The 16133-nt window shown below is 75.6% G+C and carries 17 protein-coding genes; 8 read left to right on the top strand and 9 right to left on the bottom strand.

Annotation, left to right across the window (positions count from 1 at the left end; translation table 11 throughout):
* Positions 1–159: 159 nt before the first annotated feature.
* Together ACFRQN_RS05325 and ACFRQN_RS05320 are read right to left on the bottom strand one after the other, a co-directional pair.
* A complete protein-coding gene (locus ACFRQN_RS05325; RefSeq protein WP_380738405.1) occupies positions 160–1257 on the bottom strand; it encodes a hypothetical protein in 1098 nt (365 codons plus the stop codon).
* Positions 1254–2156, bottom strand: a complete 903-nt coding sequence (locus tag ACFRQN_RS05320; protein ID WP_380738403.1) for an RNA polymerase sigma factor — start codon at positions 2154–2156, stop codon at positions 1254–1256. The genes ACFRQN_RS05325 and ACFRQN_RS05320 overlap by 4 nt, the downstream gene beginning before the upstream one ends.
* 365 nt (positions 2157–2521) lie before the next feature.
* Between ACFRQN_RS05320 and ACFRQN_RS05315 the strand changes: the two genes are divergently transcribed.
* The 4 genes from ACFRQN_RS05315 (at position 2522) to ACFRQN_RS05300 (ending at position 5872) form a co-directional block, all read left to right on the top strand.
* Positions 2522–3223, top strand: a complete 702-nt coding sequence (locus tag ACFRQN_RS05315) for a hypothetical protein (protein WP_380738401.1) — start codon at positions 2522–2524, stop codon at positions 3221–3223.
* Between the two features lie 173 nt (positions 3224–3396).
* Entirely contained in the window at positions 3397–4155 is a 759-nt protein-coding gene (locus ACFRQN_RS05310; RefSeq protein WP_380738399.1) for a VC0807 family protein, read from the top strand.
* A 138-nt stretch (positions 4156–4293) separates the two neighbouring features.
* The gene (locus tag ACFRQN_RS05305) at positions 4294–5037 is read left to right on the top strand and encodes a tyrosine-protein phosphatase (RefSeq protein ID WP_380738397.1); all 744 of its coding nucleotides are present in this window, start codon (positions 4294–4296) and stop codon (positions 5035–5037) included.
* Between the two features lie 76 nt (positions 5038–5113).
* Entirely contained in the window at positions 5114–5872 is a 759-nt protein-coding gene (locus ACFRQN_RS05300; protein ID WP_049657457.1) for a Clp protease N-terminal domain-containing protein, read from the top strand.
* Positions 5873–5986: 114 nt separating this feature from the next.
* On the opposite strand, the gene ACFRQN_RS05295 is transcribed toward ACFRQN_RS05300, so the two are convergent.
* Complete coding sequence (locus ACFRQN_RS05295; protein ID WP_380738395.1) at positions 5987–6478, bottom strand: NUDIX domain-containing protein; 492 nt, start codon at positions 6476–6478, stop codon at positions 5987–5989.
* A 118-nt stretch (positions 6479–6596) separates the two neighbouring features.
* Here ACFRQN_RS05295 and ACFRQN_RS05290 point away from each other — a divergent pair, with 118 nt between their 5' ends.
* A complete protein-coding gene (locus tag ACFRQN_RS05290; protein ID WP_380738393.1) occupies positions 6597–6998 on the top strand; it encodes a hypothetical protein in 402 nt (133 codons plus the stop codon).
* Here ACFRQN_RS05290 and ACFRQN_RS05285 read toward each other — a convergent pair.
* The 5 genes from ACFRQN_RS05285 to ACFRQN_RS05265 form a co-directional block, all read right to left on the bottom strand.
* Positions 6906–7883 (bottom strand): sigma-70 family RNA polymerase sigma factor, encoded by a 978-nt coding sequence (locus ACFRQN_RS05285; protein ID WP_380738391.1) that lies wholly within the window; start codon positions 7881–7883, stop codon positions 6906–6908. The two genes, ACFRQN_RS05290 and ACFRQN_RS05285, sit on opposite strands and share 93 nt — an antisense overlap.
* 122 nt (positions 7884–8005) lie before the next feature.
* Complete coding sequence (locus ACFRQN_RS05280) at positions 8006–9283, bottom strand: serine hydrolase domain-containing protein (protein WP_380738389.1); 1278 nt, start codon at positions 9281–9283, stop codon at positions 8006–8008.
* A gap of 288 nt (positions 9284–9571) precedes the next feature.
* Positions 9572–9844, bottom strand: a complete 273-nt coding sequence (locus tag ACFRQN_RS05275; protein WP_049660170.1) for a hypothetical protein — start codon at positions 9842–9844, stop codon at positions 9572–9574.
* Between the two features lie 191 nt (positions 9845–10035).
* On the bottom strand, positions 10036–10302 hold the full coding sequence (locus ACFRQN_RS05270; protein ID WP_049660172.1) for a UBP-type zinc finger domain-containing protein: 267 nt from the start codon (positions 10300–10302) through the stop codon (positions 10036–10038).
* A gap of 38 nt (positions 10303–10340) precedes the next feature.
* A complete protein-coding gene (locus ACFRQN_RS05265; protein WP_380738387.1) occupies positions 10341–11267 on the bottom strand; it encodes a helix-turn-helix transcriptional regulator in 927 nt (308 codons plus the stop codon).
* Between the two features lie 195 nt (positions 11268–11462).
* Here ACFRQN_RS05265 and ACFRQN_RS05260 point away from each other — a divergent pair, with 195 nt between their 5' ends.
* Positions 11463–12224 carry an SDR family oxidoreductase gene (locus ACFRQN_RS05260; RefSeq protein WP_380738385.1) on the top strand — a complete coding sequence of 254 codons (762 nt, stop codon included), beginning with the start codon at positions 11463–11465 and terminating at the stop codon, positions 12222–12224.
* Positions 12225–12292: 68 nt separating this feature from the next.
* Positions 12293–15112, top strand: a complete 2820-nt coding sequence (locus ACFRQN_RS05255) for a lysylphosphatidylglycerol synthase domain-containing protein (protein WP_380738383.1) — start codon at positions 12293–12295, stop codon at positions 15110–15112.
* Between the two features lie 43 nt (positions 15113–15155).
* Here the strand turns inward: ACFRQN_RS05255 and ACFRQN_RS05250 are convergent, their stop codons facing one another.
* Positions 15156–15356: a hypothetical protein gene (locus ACFRQN_RS05250; protein ID WP_049654408.1), complete on the bottom strand. Its 201-nt coding sequence runs from the start codon at positions 15354–15356 to the stop codon at positions 15156–15158.
* Between the two features lie 229 nt (positions 15357–15585).
* Between ACFRQN_RS05250 and ACFRQN_RS05245 the strand changes: the two genes are divergently transcribed.
* A complete protein-coding gene (locus tag ACFRQN_RS05245; protein WP_082345899.1) occupies positions 15586–16098 on the top strand; it encodes a carboxymuconolactone decarboxylase family protein in 513 nt (170 codons plus the stop codon).
* Positions 16099–16133 lie beyond the last annotated feature (35 nt).

Genomic DNA, 16133 nt, shown 5'->3' with positions numbered 1-16133 from the left:
GGTTGGCACGGGGGAGCCGACCGGCCACCCGGGGGTCTTCGGGTGGTACTGCTTCCTGCGGGTGGTGCGGTACTTCGGGTGGTGCTGTTCCGGGTGGGCGGCGAGCCCGGGGGGAGTCGCTCGCCGCCCACCCGGAGTCCTGGGGGGGTGTCTCCCGGCCTACTGCTCGTTCCCGGGCCGGGCGGACCTGCTCGGGCGGACGTCCGACGGGGGGACGGCGCCCGGTGGCGGGGGCACGGTCACGCCGGGCTTGCCCGGTCTGGTCCCGTTGCCGCCGCCGTCCTCGCCGTTGCCGCCGCTGGTGGCGTTGCCACGGCCTCCGTTGGCGTTGCCGTTGGCGTTGCCGTCGGCATTGCCTCCGTTGCCACCGCTGTTGGCGTTGCCGTTGCCGCCGCTGTTGGCGCTGCCGTTCCCCTTGCCGGTGCCGCCGCGGCCGGGGTCGCCCGTCGGGGTGCCGGCGCCCTGGTGGTCGCCGTCCTCGTCGTCGAGCGCGGCCTCGCAGTAGTCCGCCACCCGGTCCGCGCCGCCGGCCGCCGTGACCAGCGGGCCGTACAGCGGATCGCCGACCAGCCGGGCCGGGCGGTCGCCCTTGGCCGTACGGTCGGTGAAGCCGGTGCAGAGGCCGAGCAGTGCGGGCGGGACGGCCGAACGGCCGCCGCGCCTCTCGGCGGAGGGGGTGCCGGGCGTCGCGGGGTCGGACGGGACGACCGCCTGCGGTCCGGCGGAGGCACTGCCGGACGGACGGGCGGAGCCGGACGCCACGGCACCGTACGGGGCCGCACCCGCGGACGGTCCGGCAGCGGGCGAGCCCGCCGCGGGACCGGTGGCCGCGTCCTGGCCGGCGAGCGTGTGCTCCGGCGCGGACGGGCCACCGCCCAGGGCGGACGGCAGGTTGCCGGTGCCGGCGGCGACGGCGACACCGCACAGCGCGGTGGCGCCGAGCACGACGGCGGTGGCCTTCGTGCTGAAGGCCCTGGCCAGCGCGGCGGTTGCCATCGATCGTCTCCGGACGGGGGTCACTGTCGGGTCGGGCGTGAGACTCGCCTCCCGGAACGCGGCCAGGGCGGCCTCCTCCCCGGCCAGTTCGCCGGCCGTCGCGGGGGCGGCGGCCGCGGCGAGCACCCGGGCGAGCTGCCCGGGACCGCCGTCCGGTCCGGTGAGCGAGGCGTCCTGCCCGGCCGACGGGCCGCCCACGGCACCACCGAGCAGCTGCTCGGCGGCATCACGGTCGATCCGACGGGATCGGTTGGTGCTCATCTCATGTCCTTCAGCGTCGCGGCCCGGCGTTCTGTCACACCCTGCGGAGAACTTTTTTTCGCGGGTTTCCCCGCGGGTCGCCCGGCGGCCTCGCCCGCGCCCACTCCGGCCGCCGCCGTGTCCGCCGTTCCGTCCACCGTTCCCTCGGCCGTTCCGGCTCCGGCGCCGCCCGTTACCCCGCTGCCCCGGGCCGCCACCTCGCCGCTCCGGGCCGCCGGGATGCCGCCCCCGGACGCGAGCGGCTCGACCAGCTTGGCCAGCCGCCGCAGCCCCCGGTGCGCGGCCATCCGGACGCTGCCGGCCCGCTTGCCGAGCACCCGGGCGGCGCTCTCCGCGTCCAGCTCCATGACCACCCGCAGCAGCACGGCCTCGGCCTGGTCGCGCGGCAGCCGGGAGATCAGGGCCAGCGCGTCGGCGGTGCCGACCGTGGCCAGCGCCGCCCGCGCCGTGTCGTCCCCCGCCGCCAGCTCGACCAGCTGCTCGAAGGGCAGGTCGGCGACCGGACGGCGGCGCCGGGCGCGCAGGTGGTCGAGGGCGCGGTGGCGGGCGATGGTGGCGGCCCAGCCGCGGAAGCCGTCCCCGTCGCCGGAGAAGCCGCGCAGGTCGCGGGCGATCTGCAGCCAGGCCTCGGAGGCGATGTCCTCGGCGTCCTGGGCACCCTCCGGCCGACCGCCGACCAGCACCCGCAGGTAGCGCAGCAGGCCCGGCTGGACGGTCCGGAACAGCAGCCGGAACGCCTCCTCGTCCCCGCCCTGCGCGGCCCGCACCGCCTCCGTCAGATCGGGGGGAGCGGCGGCCGCCGGGCCCGGTGGCAGGCCGGCGGGTGGTACTGGTCCGGACCGGCCGACGGGGCCGTCGGTGCCCGCTCCGGGGCGCTCTGCACTCTGCACCCGCCACATGATGCGCCATTCGGGCGAACACTTCGGCTCCGGCCGAAGGACCGGTCCGGCCGGGGCCAAGGTCCCGAGGACTGCTGCCGTTCGCCCACGGCCCGAAGGGGCCCGCCCGGCCTACGTTGTCGGTAGGCGAAGCAGTCCGGGCCGCCGACGCCCCGGACGCCGGGGCCGCCGACGCACCCGGCCCGCCACCCGGCCCCGCCGTGCCCGAGGGCGCACGCACGACCCGTGCGGGCCCCGGTCGCACGCCCCTCCCCGGCGGTACGAGCCGTCGCGCCGGGGACCGCCGCCGGCCGGCCCGGCAGGGGCGGGGAGCCGGCACCGCCGACGCCCTCCACCGGCAGCACGACCAGCAGGGAAAGACCGCGATGACGACCGCCCACGAGCTCCGCGAGCTCCACGCGAAGGGCCTGCGCGAGCACCTCGCCCCCGCCCTGCGCGCCCTGGGCCTCACCGGGTGGCGCCGGACCTTCAGCCTGCCGGACGAGACCCACTGGCTGCTGCTCGGCCTGGTCGAGCGCCCCGCCGCCGACCGGGTGCCCTTCACCTTCGACCTCAGCGTGGTCCGCCGCACCGACTGGACCGTCGCGGACCTCCCCGGCCACCGGCCCGACCCGCGCACCCGGTACGGCTTCGAGACCTGGCGGGCCAGGATCGGCGAGGTGCTGCCGGTCGGCGAGGACGTCTGGTGGGAGGTGCTGCCCGGACCGCGCTGGCAGCTCCCGCTGGACGACGCCGTCGCCGCCGTCCGCCACTACGGCCTGCCCGAACTGCGGCGCCGGGCCGAGGCGGACCGCGCTCCCACCGGCGAGACGTACCTCCTCCCCACCGAGCTGGAAACGGTCAACGCCGCGCTGGAGGCCGCCTCGGTGGCCCGGGTGCGGCGCGCCGAGCTGGCCGACAAGGCCCTGCTGCTGACCGGCGCCTGGACCCGGGGCGACGGCGTCGCCCGGACCGTCCTGGCGGGCGTCGCGCGGGGCTTCCTGTCCGCCGGGGACGAGCGCTTCCGCACCGTCCGCTGCCTGGACACCCTGGGCCGCGAGCTGTGGACCTTCCCCGCCGAGGACTAGGGCCGCCCGGGAGCGGAAAGCCGCAGGTCGGAGGCGGTGTCACGGCGCTCACCATGACAACTGTCACGCGGATGACGCAACGGACGGCACTGCTCTGACGGAGGGTCGGACGGAAAGACTGGAGGCACGACGCGGGCAGTGGCCCGCGGCCACCAGCCGGGGAGGAACCCACCGTGAGCCAGACCGTCAGTGCCGCCGCCGTCACCAGCACCGTCGCCTCCCCGGTCGCCGCCGCCATCGGAACCGCGGCCACCGGCGCCGCCCACGCCAAGGCCCCCAACCCGCTGGTCTCCGGGCTCCGCCCGCTCGCCCTCGACGTGGTCGCCCCGCTGGCCGGCTACTACCTGCTGCACTCGGCCCTCGGCCTGAGCGAGTTCGCCGCACTGGCCTGGAGCACCGCCTTCCCGGCCGCCCGGACCGTCCTCGGCCTGCTGTCCGAGCGCAGGCTCAACCTGTGGGCCTCCCTGATGCTGGCCGTCAACCTGGCGGGCCTGGCGCTGACCTTCGTCACCGGCGACGCCCGGATGATGATCGCCAAGGACGGCGGGCTGAGCGGCACCGTGGCGGTGGCGATCCTGGTCTCCGCGCTGATCGGCCGGCCGGTGATGACCCCGATGCTGATGCCCTTCGTCACCAAGGGCCGACGGGAGCGCGCCGCCGCCTGGCAGCGCCTGGTCGAGGGCCGGGCGGCCGGGTCGCGGGCCTTCCACCGCCACGAGCGCCTGTTCTCGGCCATCTGGGGCACCGCGCTGCTGGCCGAGTGCGCGGCCCGGGTGGTCGGCGCCTTCACCCTGCCGGTGTCGACCATGGCCTGGCTGTCCACCGTCTTCCTGGTCGGCGCGATCGTGGGCGGTTCGATGCTCGGTCAGATCGCGGTCGAGCCGATGGAGCGGCTGGTCGGCGCCGAGGCCGAGGCCCCGACCGCCGCCTGAGCGGGCGGCCACTCCTCCCGCCTCCTTCTCTGAACAGCCGGTTCCGAGGACTCGAACAGCGAGGAACCATCCGGATCTCCCGGGAGTCGTTCATAACGAGGGGGTAACGGGACCCCCGACGAGGAAACGGGGAGCCCCATGAACCGGACGACGCACGCGCCGAGCAGTACCGAGGACCGCACGCTCGTCTGGGACGGCTGCCTGAACGTCCGCGACCTGGGCGGACTGCCCACCGCCTCCGGCCGACTCACCGCCCGGGGCGCGATAGTCCGGGCGGACAACCTGGACCGCCTCACCGCCGAGGGCTGGGACGCCCTCCTCGACCACGATGTCCGTACCGTGGTCGACCTGCGCAACGCCGAGGAGTACAAGCCGCTCCTCCCGCTCCCCGACGACGTCGAGCTGATCCGCGTCCCGCTGGACGAGCTGGCCGGCCCCGCCTGGTGGGAGGCCCACGGACAGCTGGACGGCACCCCGCTCGCGCTCCGCCCGTACCTGGACCACTGCCCGCACGCCGCCGCCGCGCTGGTCTCCGCGATCGCCGGCGCCCGCCCCGGCGGCGTGGTCGTGCACTGCGGCGCCGGCCGTGACCGCACCGGCCTGGCCGCCCTGCTGCTGCTCGCCCTGGCCGGGGTCGACCGGGACGCGATCGCCGGGGACTACCTGCTGAGCGGCCCCAACATCCGCCCGCTGTACGGGATGCTGGGCCTGCCGGACCCGTTCCGCCGGATCGACGCGGCGCTCGCCGAGGCCGGGACCACCGCCGAGGCCGCGCTGGCGGCGGCGCTCGACGGGTTCGACCCGGACGGCTACCTGCTCGCGGCGGGTGTCGCGCCCGAGCGGATCGCCGCCGTCCGACAGCGACTGCTGCCGGACGCCTGAGGACGCCGGAACACCACTCGCGAATAGCGTCAACCAATGGTTGACGATCCTCGGATCGACAACCTACGGTTGACGCATGGAGAATCCCGTTGTTCCCAACAGCACTCCGCTGCGCCTCGACGACCTGATCGCCGCGATCAAGAAGGTCCACCCCGACGCGCTCGACCAGCTCTCCGACGCGGTCATCGCCGCCGACCACCTCGGCGACCTCGCCGACCACCTCATCGGCCACTTCGTCGACCAGGCCCGCCGCTCCGGCGCGTCCTGGACCGACATCGGCCGCAGCATGGGCGTCAGCAAGCAGGCCGCCCAGAAGCGGTTCGTCCCCAAGGACCCGGGCACCCCCAACGACCTCGACCCCAGCCAGGGCTTCAGCCGGTTCACCCCCCGGGCCCGCAAGGTCGTGGTGGCCTCACAGGAGGAGGCCCGCAAGGCGGGCAACCCCGAGATCACCACGGAGCACCTGCTGCTCGGCCTGATCACCGAGCCCGAGGGCATCGGCGCGAAGGCGCTCGCCGCCCAGGGCGTCACCCCGGAGGCCCTGCGGGCGGTGGCCGGCGCCGCCCTGCCGGCCGCCGCCGCCGAACTGCCCGCGCTGATCCCGTTCGACGCCGAGAGCAAGAAGGCGCTGGAACTGACCTTCCGCGAGGCGCTCAAGCTCGGGCACAACTACGTCGGCACCGAGCACATCCTGCTCGCGCTGCTGGAGCAGGAGAACGGCCAGGGCGTGCTGGCCGGGCTGAAGGTCGACAAGTCGGAGGCGGAGACCTTCGTCGCGGAGGCGATCGCCGCCGTCATCGCCGCCCGGAACACGGAGTCCGATCCTCAGCAGTGAGCCGCCGGAGCCCTGCGCCGGACGGAACTCCCGCCCGGCGCAGGGCACTTCCACCCAGAACCCGGCTCGGACCCCGGCGCAGAACCCGGCGCGGAACCCGGGTCGGCAGTCGGATCAGAAGCCGGAGACGTGGGTGGTGACGATACGGACTCGACCGTCGGCCGCCGCCTCCAGCGCCGCCCGCAGCCGGGCCGAACGGGCCGGGCCGAGCAGGTCCAGCGCCTCCTCGACGGCGACCCAGCGGTAGTCGTCCAGCTCACCGGCCGGGACGGTCACGGGGGTGCCGTCCGGGACGGTGCCGAAGTCGAACATGAAGTGCTGGGCGGGGTGGTCGAGTTCGGCCGAGGCGTGGGTCCAGGAGATGGCCAGCAGCTCGCCCGCCGCCTGGACGATCCCGGTCTCCTCCTCCAGCTCCCGCACGGCGCACTCGACCGGGCCCTCACCGAGGTCGATCGTGCCGCCCGGGAACTGCCAGTGCTCGCGGTACCCGGCCTTCACGATCAGGATCCGGCCGGACTCGTCCCGCAGCAGGCAGCCCGCCGCCGCGTAGATCCGGGGCAGGGACGCCAGCCATTCCTCACGGGACTTCAAGGGCTCAGCCGTCACGGTGCTTCTCCTGGGGCAGGGCGGTTCGGTCGTCCCACTCTGCCACCGGACGCCGGACCCGAGCGGCGGATTCGCCCCCGGACCGATGAGTCGGCGGCGCCGCGACGGTCCAACCCGCATGAGGACCACACCGTACGACGCCGTACTGACCTGTGACCTGGGCGCGCTGACCGCCCCCGACCTCGCCCTCGTCGACGCCCTCGCCCGGCTCCGGCTGGCCGCCGCCCGGCACCGGGTGGGCGTGGTGCTGCTGAACGCGAGCGGCCCGCTGCGGGAGCTGCTCGTGTTCAGCGGGCTCGCGGCGCTGTTCCCGGGGCCGGACGGTCCACTGGCCGACGACCCGCTGAACGGCACCCCGATCGACGACGACCCGCTGGCCGACGACCCGCTGGCCGACGATCCGCTGGACGACGCGGCCCTGGTGGAGCTACTCGGCCGCCAGCCGGGGCGGGAGGCCGAAGAGCGGGAAGAGCGCCTCGGTGTCCAGGAAGTTGGTGACCCCGGTGATCCGGCCCCCTGACACCTCCAGCGTGATCAGCGACCACGGTTCGTACCCGCCCCCCGGGCTCGGCCGGTACTGGCCGAAGGCCCGGGCGCCGTTGGCCGTCACCGGGAGCAGCCGGGAACCGCGGCAGCCGTGCCCGGGGCCCAGCATCCAGTCGCGGATCTCCTCCTGCCCGCGCAGCCACATCGAGAACGGCGGCATGTTGAGCGTGACGTCCTCGTGCAGCAGCGCGGCGAGGCCGTCCATGTCGTACGCCTCGAAGGCGCGGACGTAGCGGTCCAGCAGCGCGCGGTGGTCCTCGTCCAGCGCGGGGGCCGGCCGGACCGCCGGGGCGTCGGTGGCGAGCACCGCCCGGGCGCGCTGGAGCGCGCTGTTGACCGAGGCCACCGTGACGCCGAGCAGTTCGGCCACCTCGGCGGCCTTCCAGCCGAGCACCTCGCGCAGGATCAGCACCGCCCGCTGCCGGGGCGCGAGCCGCTGGAGCACGGCGACGAAGGCCAGCTTCACCGACTCCCGCTGGGCGGCCACCTCGGCCGGATCCCCCGTCTCGGGCAGCACCCGGCCGTCCGGCGCCGGACCGATCCACGTCACCTCGGGCAGCTGGGTGCCGTGCGCGGCGGCCACCGTGACCGGGCCGGCCAGGTCCATCGGCCGGGCCCGGCCGTTGCGGCCGTTCAGCGCGTCCAGGCAGACGTTGGTGGCTATTCGGTACAGCCAGGAGCGCAGCGCGGCCCGCCCCTCGAAGCCCCGGTGCCCGCGCCAGGCGCGGACCATGGTCTCCTGCACCGCGTCCTCGGCCTCGAAGACCGAGCCGAGCATGCGATAGCAGTAGCCGGTCAGCTCGGTGCGGTACCGCTCCAGTTGGAGCTCGACCGGCTCCTCCGTGATCACGTCGGCCATCGTGCGCCCGCCCCCGTCGTCCTGCCGTGTGCCCTGGTGAACGCGACGAACGTAGCGCACCCCACTGACAGCGGCGCTCGCGACCGGGTTCGGCCGCTCCGGCCGCCCGGGAGCGGCGGGGCTCAGTGCTGCCCGTACGCCTGGCCGGAGCCGAAACCGGTGGTCACCAGCTTCCACAGGGTGGGGAACTCCTCGCCGGTGATGCCGGTCGGGTTGAGCCCGATGACCACGCTGCGGGAGAAGTCGCGGGTGGCGAAGACGCCGGTGGTGTAGCCGGGCCGGGAGCCGTTCTTGCCCCAGACCTCGGTGCCGTTCGGCAGGACGGTGCGCAGCAGGCCGGCCGTGCTGTAGCAGGCGTGCCCGGCGGTCGGGCCGATCTCGCAGTTCTTGTTGTGGTCGTTCAACAGCTCCGGGACGGCGAACACCTCGGCCTGCTGGGCGGGCCGCAGCAGCCGGCCGCGGTAGAGCGCCTCGAAGAACCGCTCCAGGTCGGCGGCGGAGGAGATCATGCCGCCCTCGGCCCACGGGTACGGGCTCTGCTCGGTGACGTCCACCCGGGCGGTGCTGCCGTCGGCGTTCCGGACGTCCACGTAGCCGGTGGCGTGCGGGCCGCGGATGGTCAGGTCGTCGGCGGCCGGGACGTAGGTGGCGTGCAGGCCGAGCGGGCCGGTGATGCGCCGCCGCACCTGGTCGGCGTAGTCGTCTCCGGTGACCTTCTCGATCACCAGCGCGGCGACGAAGTAGTTGTTGCCGTTGTACTGCTGGGCGGCGCCGGGCTCGAAGCTCCTCGGCTGGGTGAGCATGTCCGCCACCACCTGCTGCGGGCTGTAGGAGACCGCCTTGTGCGCGGCGAACCACGCCGTGCTGCCGTCCCCGGAGGTCATCCCGCCGCCCCCGGGCAGGCCGCTGGTGTGGTTGAGCAACTGCCGTACGGTGACCGGCGGGTAGTCGGCCGGCAGCAGTCCGGGCAGGTACTGCTGGACGGTGCCGTCCAGGTCGACCCTGCCCTCGCCGGCGAGCTGGAGCAGCACCGTCGCGGTGAACACCTTGGTGACGCTGCCGATCCGGAACCGGGCGTTCGCCGGCACGTCCTCCCCCGAGGTGCCGCGCCACCGGGCGTCCTGGCCGCCGACCCGGACCAGCGCGCCGGTGACGCCGTCGGGCAGCGAGTGGAGGGTCTCGGCGAGCGACTCCCGGTCCAGCGGACCGGGGCGGGCCGTGGCTGAGGCGGTGGTGTCGACGGCACTCGGGGACGTGGCCGGGGAGGCGGCCGGGGAGGCGGCCGCGGCCAGGGCCGGGGTCGCGGCGCCGATCGTGGCGACGCCGACGGTGGCGGCGGCGAGCAGCGCGCCGGTCGCCACGAGGACGGACCAACGACCGGTACGGGCAGGGCTGTTCATGGGGAGTCTCTCCAACGGCGGCTCGCCCGGCGGGAGTCGGACCGCCCTGGTCGGCGGCCCGCCCGGCCGACGGCGGCTCGGGCACTCGGACAGGAGAGAGTCTTCGGGACGGCCTCGGGCCGCGACATCCGGGAACGGCCCCGAACCTTCCCCGAGCGCACCCCTGACCACGCGTCAGGGATCAAGGCATCGCGGGTCGGGGTCGGGCGTCGGGGGCGGGCGTCGGGGAATCACGCGGCGGGGGCGGGCGGCCGCGATCCGGCCACCCGCCCCCGCGCGCGTCGCGACTCAGTGGGCGGAGTGCTTCTCCGCGCCACGGTGCCGGTGCCCCTTGAGCTCGGCGTGCATCGCCGGGGCCGCGTGCGCCGTCGCGCCCGCCGCGTCCCGGCCGCCGTGCCGGAAGGCCTCGCCGACGCCGTACCCGGCGGCGGCGTAGGACATCGAGCCGGCGCTCGGCTCCGGCGCGAGCCGGGTGGGCGGGCTCGCCATGCCCCGGCGCTCCAGCAGGTCCTGGGTGCCCTGGCGGAGCTTGGCGGTGCTGCCGGGCGTTCGCTTGGTCATCGTCGGCCTCCCTTCGTCGGCCTCCGGGCCGGACGGATGCCGGCCGGAGGGGCCGCACGGGCGTTATGTCCGGATTTTATCCGGCTTGCGGGCCCGTGCCACCGCGGAGAAGCCGACCTGCCGCTACGGGGACAGGGATGGGCACCGTACGCGCGGGGGGCAGGTGGAGGCGCCGTCCGGGGCCGGCCGCCTCAGCCCATGACCTCGTGGACGAAGCACCAACGCCAGTCCTCCCCCGGCTCGTACGAGCGGATCACCGGGTGGGAGGAGTTGTGGAAGTGCGCGGTCGCGTGCCGCTGCGGCGAGAAGTCGCAGCAGCCGATGTGACCGCAGTCCAGGCAGATCCGCAGGTGCACCCAGTCCCGGCGGCCCTGCGCCAGGCAGTCGGCGCAACCGTCGGCGGGCGGCCGGGGCTCGATGTCCTGAGGAGCCAGAGCGAGGTCTTCGCAGGCGCTCATGACTGAAAGGCTATGCCGCCCCGGCGCGGATCGCCCGCTCAGGGCGCTTCCGCCCCCTCGGCGGCCGCCCCGTCCGTTCCCGCACCCTCGGTCACCGCTCCCGCGCCCCCGGCCGCCGCTCCCGGAGCCGTCCAACTCGCCAGCAGGGCCAGCTTCTGGGCGGTGGGCGAGTCCGCCGGGGCGGTGTAGACGACCAGCAGCTGCTCCGGCGAGCCGTTGACGCCCAGGGTCTCGTAGCCGAAGTCGAGTCCGCCGACCAGCGGGTGGTTCACCTGCTTGACCCCGTGGGTCTTCTCCCGCACCAGGTGGTCCGCCCAGAGCCGGACGAACTCCGCGCTGCGCAGCGACAGTTCGCCCACCAGGGCGGCCAGCTCCGGGTCCTCCGGGTGCAGTCCGGCGTCCCGGCGCAGGAAGGCGACGGTCTCGGCGGCGACCGCGTCCCACTGCCCGTAGTACTCCCGGGCGGACGGGTCGAGGAAGGCGTGCCGGGCCTGGTTGGGCAGGCCGTCCGGGCCGGCGTCGGAACGCGTGGAGAAACCGTTCACCGCGTCGCCCAGCGCGTTCCAGGCCTGCACGTCCATCCGGCGGCCCAGCACGAAGGCCGGCACCCCGGTCATCAGGTCCAGCAGCAGCCGCGTCCCCGGCCGGACCCGCTGCCGCCCCCGCATCCGGGCGGCGGAGGCGGCCGGCGCCTTGGGCGGACGGACCAGCGAGCGCAGGTGCGCGGCCTCCACCCCGTCCAGCCGCAGCACCCGGGCCACCGCGTCCAGCACGGCGTCCGAGGCGCTGCCGCCCCGGCCCTGCTCCAGCCGGACGTAGTAGTCGACGCTGACGCCCGCGAGCTGCGCCACCTCCTCCCGGCGCAGGCCCCGCACCCGGCGGCGGCCGTGCGAGGGCAGGCCCACCTCCTCCGGCAGGATCCGGGCCCGGCGCGAGCGGAGGAAGTCCCCCAGGGTGTTCTCCATGCCGGGCAGGGTAGCCGCGGAGGGGTGTCCCGAGGGTGGCACCGGTTCTCCCAGGCTCCCCGGTCCCGGGATGGCCCGTCCCGGGTAGGCCCGTCCCAGGCTGGCGGTGCCCGGGAGGAACGCACCCCTGGGTAGCCGGCCGCGGCCCGCGCAGAGTGGTCGGCGTCAGCCCGGCCGAACCCTCTGGAGCCCCCGATGAGCCACCCGTCCCTCGCCGCCCGCACCGCCGTCGTCACCGGGGCCGCCAGCGGCATGGGCGCCGCCACCGCCCGGCTGCTCGCCGCCTCCGGCGCCCGGGTCGCCCTGCTCGCCCGCCGCACCGAGCGGCTGGACTCCCTCGCCGAGGAGATCGCCGCCGCGGGCGGGCAGGCCCTCGCCGTCACCGCCGACGTCACCGACCAGGCCTCGGTGGACGCCGCCGCGAAGGCCGTCCACGACGCCTACGGCCCGGTCGACCTGGTGGTCAACAACGCCGGGGTGATGCTGCCCAACCCGCTCGCCGACGGCCGGATCGACGAGTGGACCCGCATGGTGGACACCAACCTCACCGGCGCGCTGCGGATCGTCCGCGCCTTCGGCTCCGACCTCACCGCGGCCGCCGCCGAGGGCCGCACCGCCGACCTGGTCAACGTCTCCTCGATCGCCTCGCACGTGGTCTTCCCCGACTACGCGGTGTACGGGGCCACCAAGGCCGCGCTCACCCAGCTGTCCGCCGCCCTGCGCAGCGAGTTCGGCCCGCGCGACGTCCGGGTCAGCGCGATCGAGCCCGGACTGACCGACACCGAACTCGCCGGGCACATCGACAACCCGGTGCTGCGCGAACAGCTCGGCGGCATGTTCGACGCCATCCCGGCCCTCGCGGCCGAGGACGTCGCCGACCTCATCGTGTACACCGTCAGCCGCCCCCGGCACGTCAACCTGCGCCACCTGGTCGTCCTGCCGACCCGCCAGGCCTAAGGCCCCGTCGTACCGGCACTGCGCAATCCCCACTCCTCGCCCACGGGTGGCATGGGAGCATGCCATCCGTGGCGATCGTGACGGGGAGAACGGACGGCGACACCGGCGGGGGCGACCCGGGCGGTGCGCCCGCGCGGCGGAAACGCGGCAGCGGTGACAGCGCCCGCGACGACGAACGGACCGGCGCACCGGCCGACGGCGGCGACGAACGGATCGGGGTACCGGCCGACGGCGGCACCGGAACGGCCACCGCCCGGATACCCGAGCAGACCGGCCCCGGACCCGGCCGGTTCCGGGCCCGCCCGCTGCCCGCCACCGACCGGGTCCGGCAGCCCGTCGCCCTGATCCGGCTGATCGGCGGCCTGTTCGCCATCGCCCTCACCCTGCTGCTCGCCGACTACGCCCGCGCCACCACCGGCGGCATCGCCGCCGACGTCGCCGAGGCGGCCGCGCTGGTGCCGCGCCCGCTGGCGAGCCTGGCCGGCGGGCTCACCACCGCCGCCGTGCTGCTGCTCCCGGTTGGCCTCGCCGTCCGCCGGCTGCTGGGCCCCGACCGGCGGCGCGCCGTCCAGCAGGTCTCCGACGGACTGCTCGCCGCCGTCCTCGCGTACGGCGCCACCCTCGGCCTGGACCTGTGGGCCGACGACCTCGCCCCGCTCTCGCTGCTCACCGCGCTCACCCACGCGCTGCCCGACGGCGGACTCGGGCACACCGAGCCCGTCTACGGCTACCTCGCGCCGGTCCTCGCCTTCATGACCGCCTCCGGCAGCCGGGAACGCCGCCTGCCCTGGACCGTCCTCGCCCTCTCCGGCCTCGCCGGACTGACCGGCGGGTACGCCACCCCCACCGCGCTCCTGCTCGGGCTGCTGATCGGCTGGACCGGCGCCCACGGCACCCTGTACGCGGTCGGCACCCCCGACCCCTGCCCCCGGCCCGGCGAGGTCCTGCGCGCCCTGCGCGACAGCGGCCTGCGCCCGGTCGAGGCCCAGCCGGCCGGCCCCGACCGCTACCTGGTCCGCCAGGCCGACGACCGCCCCGACCTCGACGTCCAGCTCCTCGACCGGCAGGCCGTCACCGCCGCCGCCGTCCAGCGCGCCTGGCGCCGGCTGCGGCTGCGCACCGCCCCCGACCCGCGCGTCCTGCGCTCCCCCCGCACCGGGCTGGAGCACGAGGCCCTGGTCGCGTACGCGGCCCTCGCGGCCGGCGTCCGCACCCGCCGCATCGCCGCCACCGCCGGCATCGGCCAGGACACCGCCCTCATCGCGTACGAGCGGCTGGCCGGGCGCACCCTGGACGAGCTCCCCGACGAGGAGATCACCGACGAGCTGCTCACCGACGCCTGGCGGCAGCTCGCCCTGCTCCAGCGCCGCGAGATCGCCCACCGCGCGCTCGTCCCCTCCTCCCTGCTGATCGACGACTCGGGCGCGGTGCACCTGGTCGACTTCGCCGACGGCGACATCGCCGCCACCGAACTCGTCCTCCACTGCGACCTCGCCCAGCTCCTCACCACCCTCGCCCTGCGCGCCGGCGCCGCCCGCTCCGTCCGCACGGCCACCGCCGTCCTCGGCCCCGACCCCGTCGGCGCCGCACTCCCCCTGCTCCAGCCCATCGCCCTCACCCACACCACCCGCCGCGCCCTCAAACAGCACGCGAAGCGCACCGGCGCCCGGGCCGCCGAGCCGTCGGGCGGTGCTCCCGGTGCGGGCGGTGCCTTCGGTGCCGACGGTGCCGGTGGTGCGGCCGGGGGCGGGGACGCGGTCGCGGCCGAGGCCGGCTCCCCCACCGGCGGCAACGGGCCCGTCGCCACCACCGCTTCCCCGGCGCCCCCGGAGGCCGCCACCACCGAGCCGGCCCCCGAGCACCACACCCCCGCCCCCAGCGGCCTGCTCGACGAGATCCGCGCCGAGGTCCTGCGCACCCGCCCGCGAGTGGTGGGTCGGCCGGTGCGGCTGGAGCGGCTGCGGCCGCGGACCCTGCTGGTCGTCGTGGGCGGGGTGGTGGCCGGCTGGCTGCTGATCCCGCAGCTGTTCGCGGCGGAGGACAACCCGGTCTCCGCGCTGGCGGACGCCGATCCCTGGTGGCTGCTGCTGGCGCTGGCCGCGGCGGCGGCCAGCCACGTCGCGGCGGCGATGGGCTTCGTGGGCTTCGTCCCGGAACGGCTGGACTTCCGCAACGCGGTACTGGCGCAGGTGGCCGGGTCGTTCGTGAAGCTGGTGTCGCCCGGCGGCGTCGGCGGGATCGCGCTGAACACCCGCCTGTTGCAGCGGGCCGGGATCCCGACCGCGCAGGCGCTGTCCAGCGTCGGCGTCGGGAACCTGATCGGGCTGGTGCTGCACCTGTTGCAGCTCGGCGCCTTCGTCTACCTCCTGGACTTCGTCCCGGGCAGCTCCGAGCTGGACGCGCTGCCCGCGGTGGTCGGCGGGCTGGCGGGGGCGGCGGCGCTGCTCGCGGTGGTGTCGGCGATCCCGGCGGCCCGGCGGTGGCTGGCGACGCGGCTGCGGCCGCTGACGGCCGAGGTGGTGCCGCGCCTGCTGGACCTGCTGCGCAGCCCGTCCAAACTGGCGGTGGGGGTGACCGGGCAGCTGCTGGTGTCGATCTGCCTGATCACCTGCCTGTACTGCTGTGTCCGGGCGATCGGCCGGGAGCCGTCCTTCGCCGCGGTCGCGGTGGTGTTCCTGGTGGGCAACGCGGTGGGCAGCGCGGCGCCGACCCCGGGCGGGGCCGGTGCGGTGGACGGGATGCTGCTCACGCTGCTCCAGCAGACCACGTCGATGGAGCCGGGCGGCGAGCTGGCCGCGGTGGCGCTGTTCCGCCTGCTGACACTGATCCTCCCGGTGCTGCCGGGCTGGGCGGCCCTGGCCTGGCTGCAACGGCGCCGGGCCCTGTAGCCGCTCCGGGCCCTCTGCTCCCGCTCCGCTCCCGGGGGCCCCGCTACTCCCGGTACTCCTCCTCGTCGTGCCGGACCGGCTGGGTCTGTTCCACGACGTCCGCGACGTTGGTCGCCGGGTCCGCGCCGACGGCCCGGCGTTCGGCCACCTCGTCGTACGTGTCGCCCTCGGGTGCCTGCTCGTCGGGCTCGACGGTCTCGGCGGTCTCGTCGATCAGGTATTCCTCGTGCTGTTCCTGCGGCATGGCATCCGTCCTCACTGTTCGGAGGCCTTCACGGGCGTTCGGAGGCCTTCACGGGCCCGGCTGGCGTACTCGCAGTATCCGCCGCCCGGCGCCGGGACGCGACGCGCCGACGACGCTCCGGCGTTGCCGGGACTCCGGCGGACCCCCGGCCGACCGGCCTGATTGACCCACGAAACAGCATCGTGAATGACCCAGGGGACGGGTGCATTCCGCTCCTAGGGTCGTAGCCATGACGACGAACGAGAGCACCCGGGCCACCGAAGCCACCCGGACCGCCCGGACCACCGAGGCCCTCGCGGGCACCGCCCGCCTCGACTACGCCCGCACCGCCCCCAAGGTGTTCCGCGCGATGATCGCCCTGGACGCCGCCGCCCGCGAGGGCCTCGACCCGGCCCTGGTCGAGCTCGTCCAGATGCGCACCTCCCAGCTGAACGGCTGCGCGTACTGCCTGGACATGCACGCCAAGGACGCCCGCAAGGCCGGCGAGACCGACGAGCGGATCTACCTGCTGCCGGTCTGGCCGGACGCCCCCGCCGGGGTGTACACCGAGCGCGAGCGGGCCGCCCTGGCCCTGGCCGAGGAGGTCGCCCGGATCGACGGCGGCGTCTCGGACGCGGTGTACGCCCGGGCCGCGGCGCACTTCGCGGAGGCCGAGCTGGCGCAGCTGATCTCGGTCTGCTTCACCATCAACGCCTGGAACCGCATCAACGTGGCCACCCGCAAGACCCCCGGCACCGCCTGACCGCGCCCACCGTCCGCGCCGCACGGCCGTCCGCA

Source organism: Kitasatospora sp. NPDC056800, assembly GCF_042789775.1.
GTDB lineage: Bacteria > Actinomycetota > Actinomycetes > Streptomycetales > Streptomycetaceae > Kitasatospora.
Note: the sequence above shows the minus strand (reverse complement) of the source record. Positions and strands in the feature narration are given on the sequence as shown.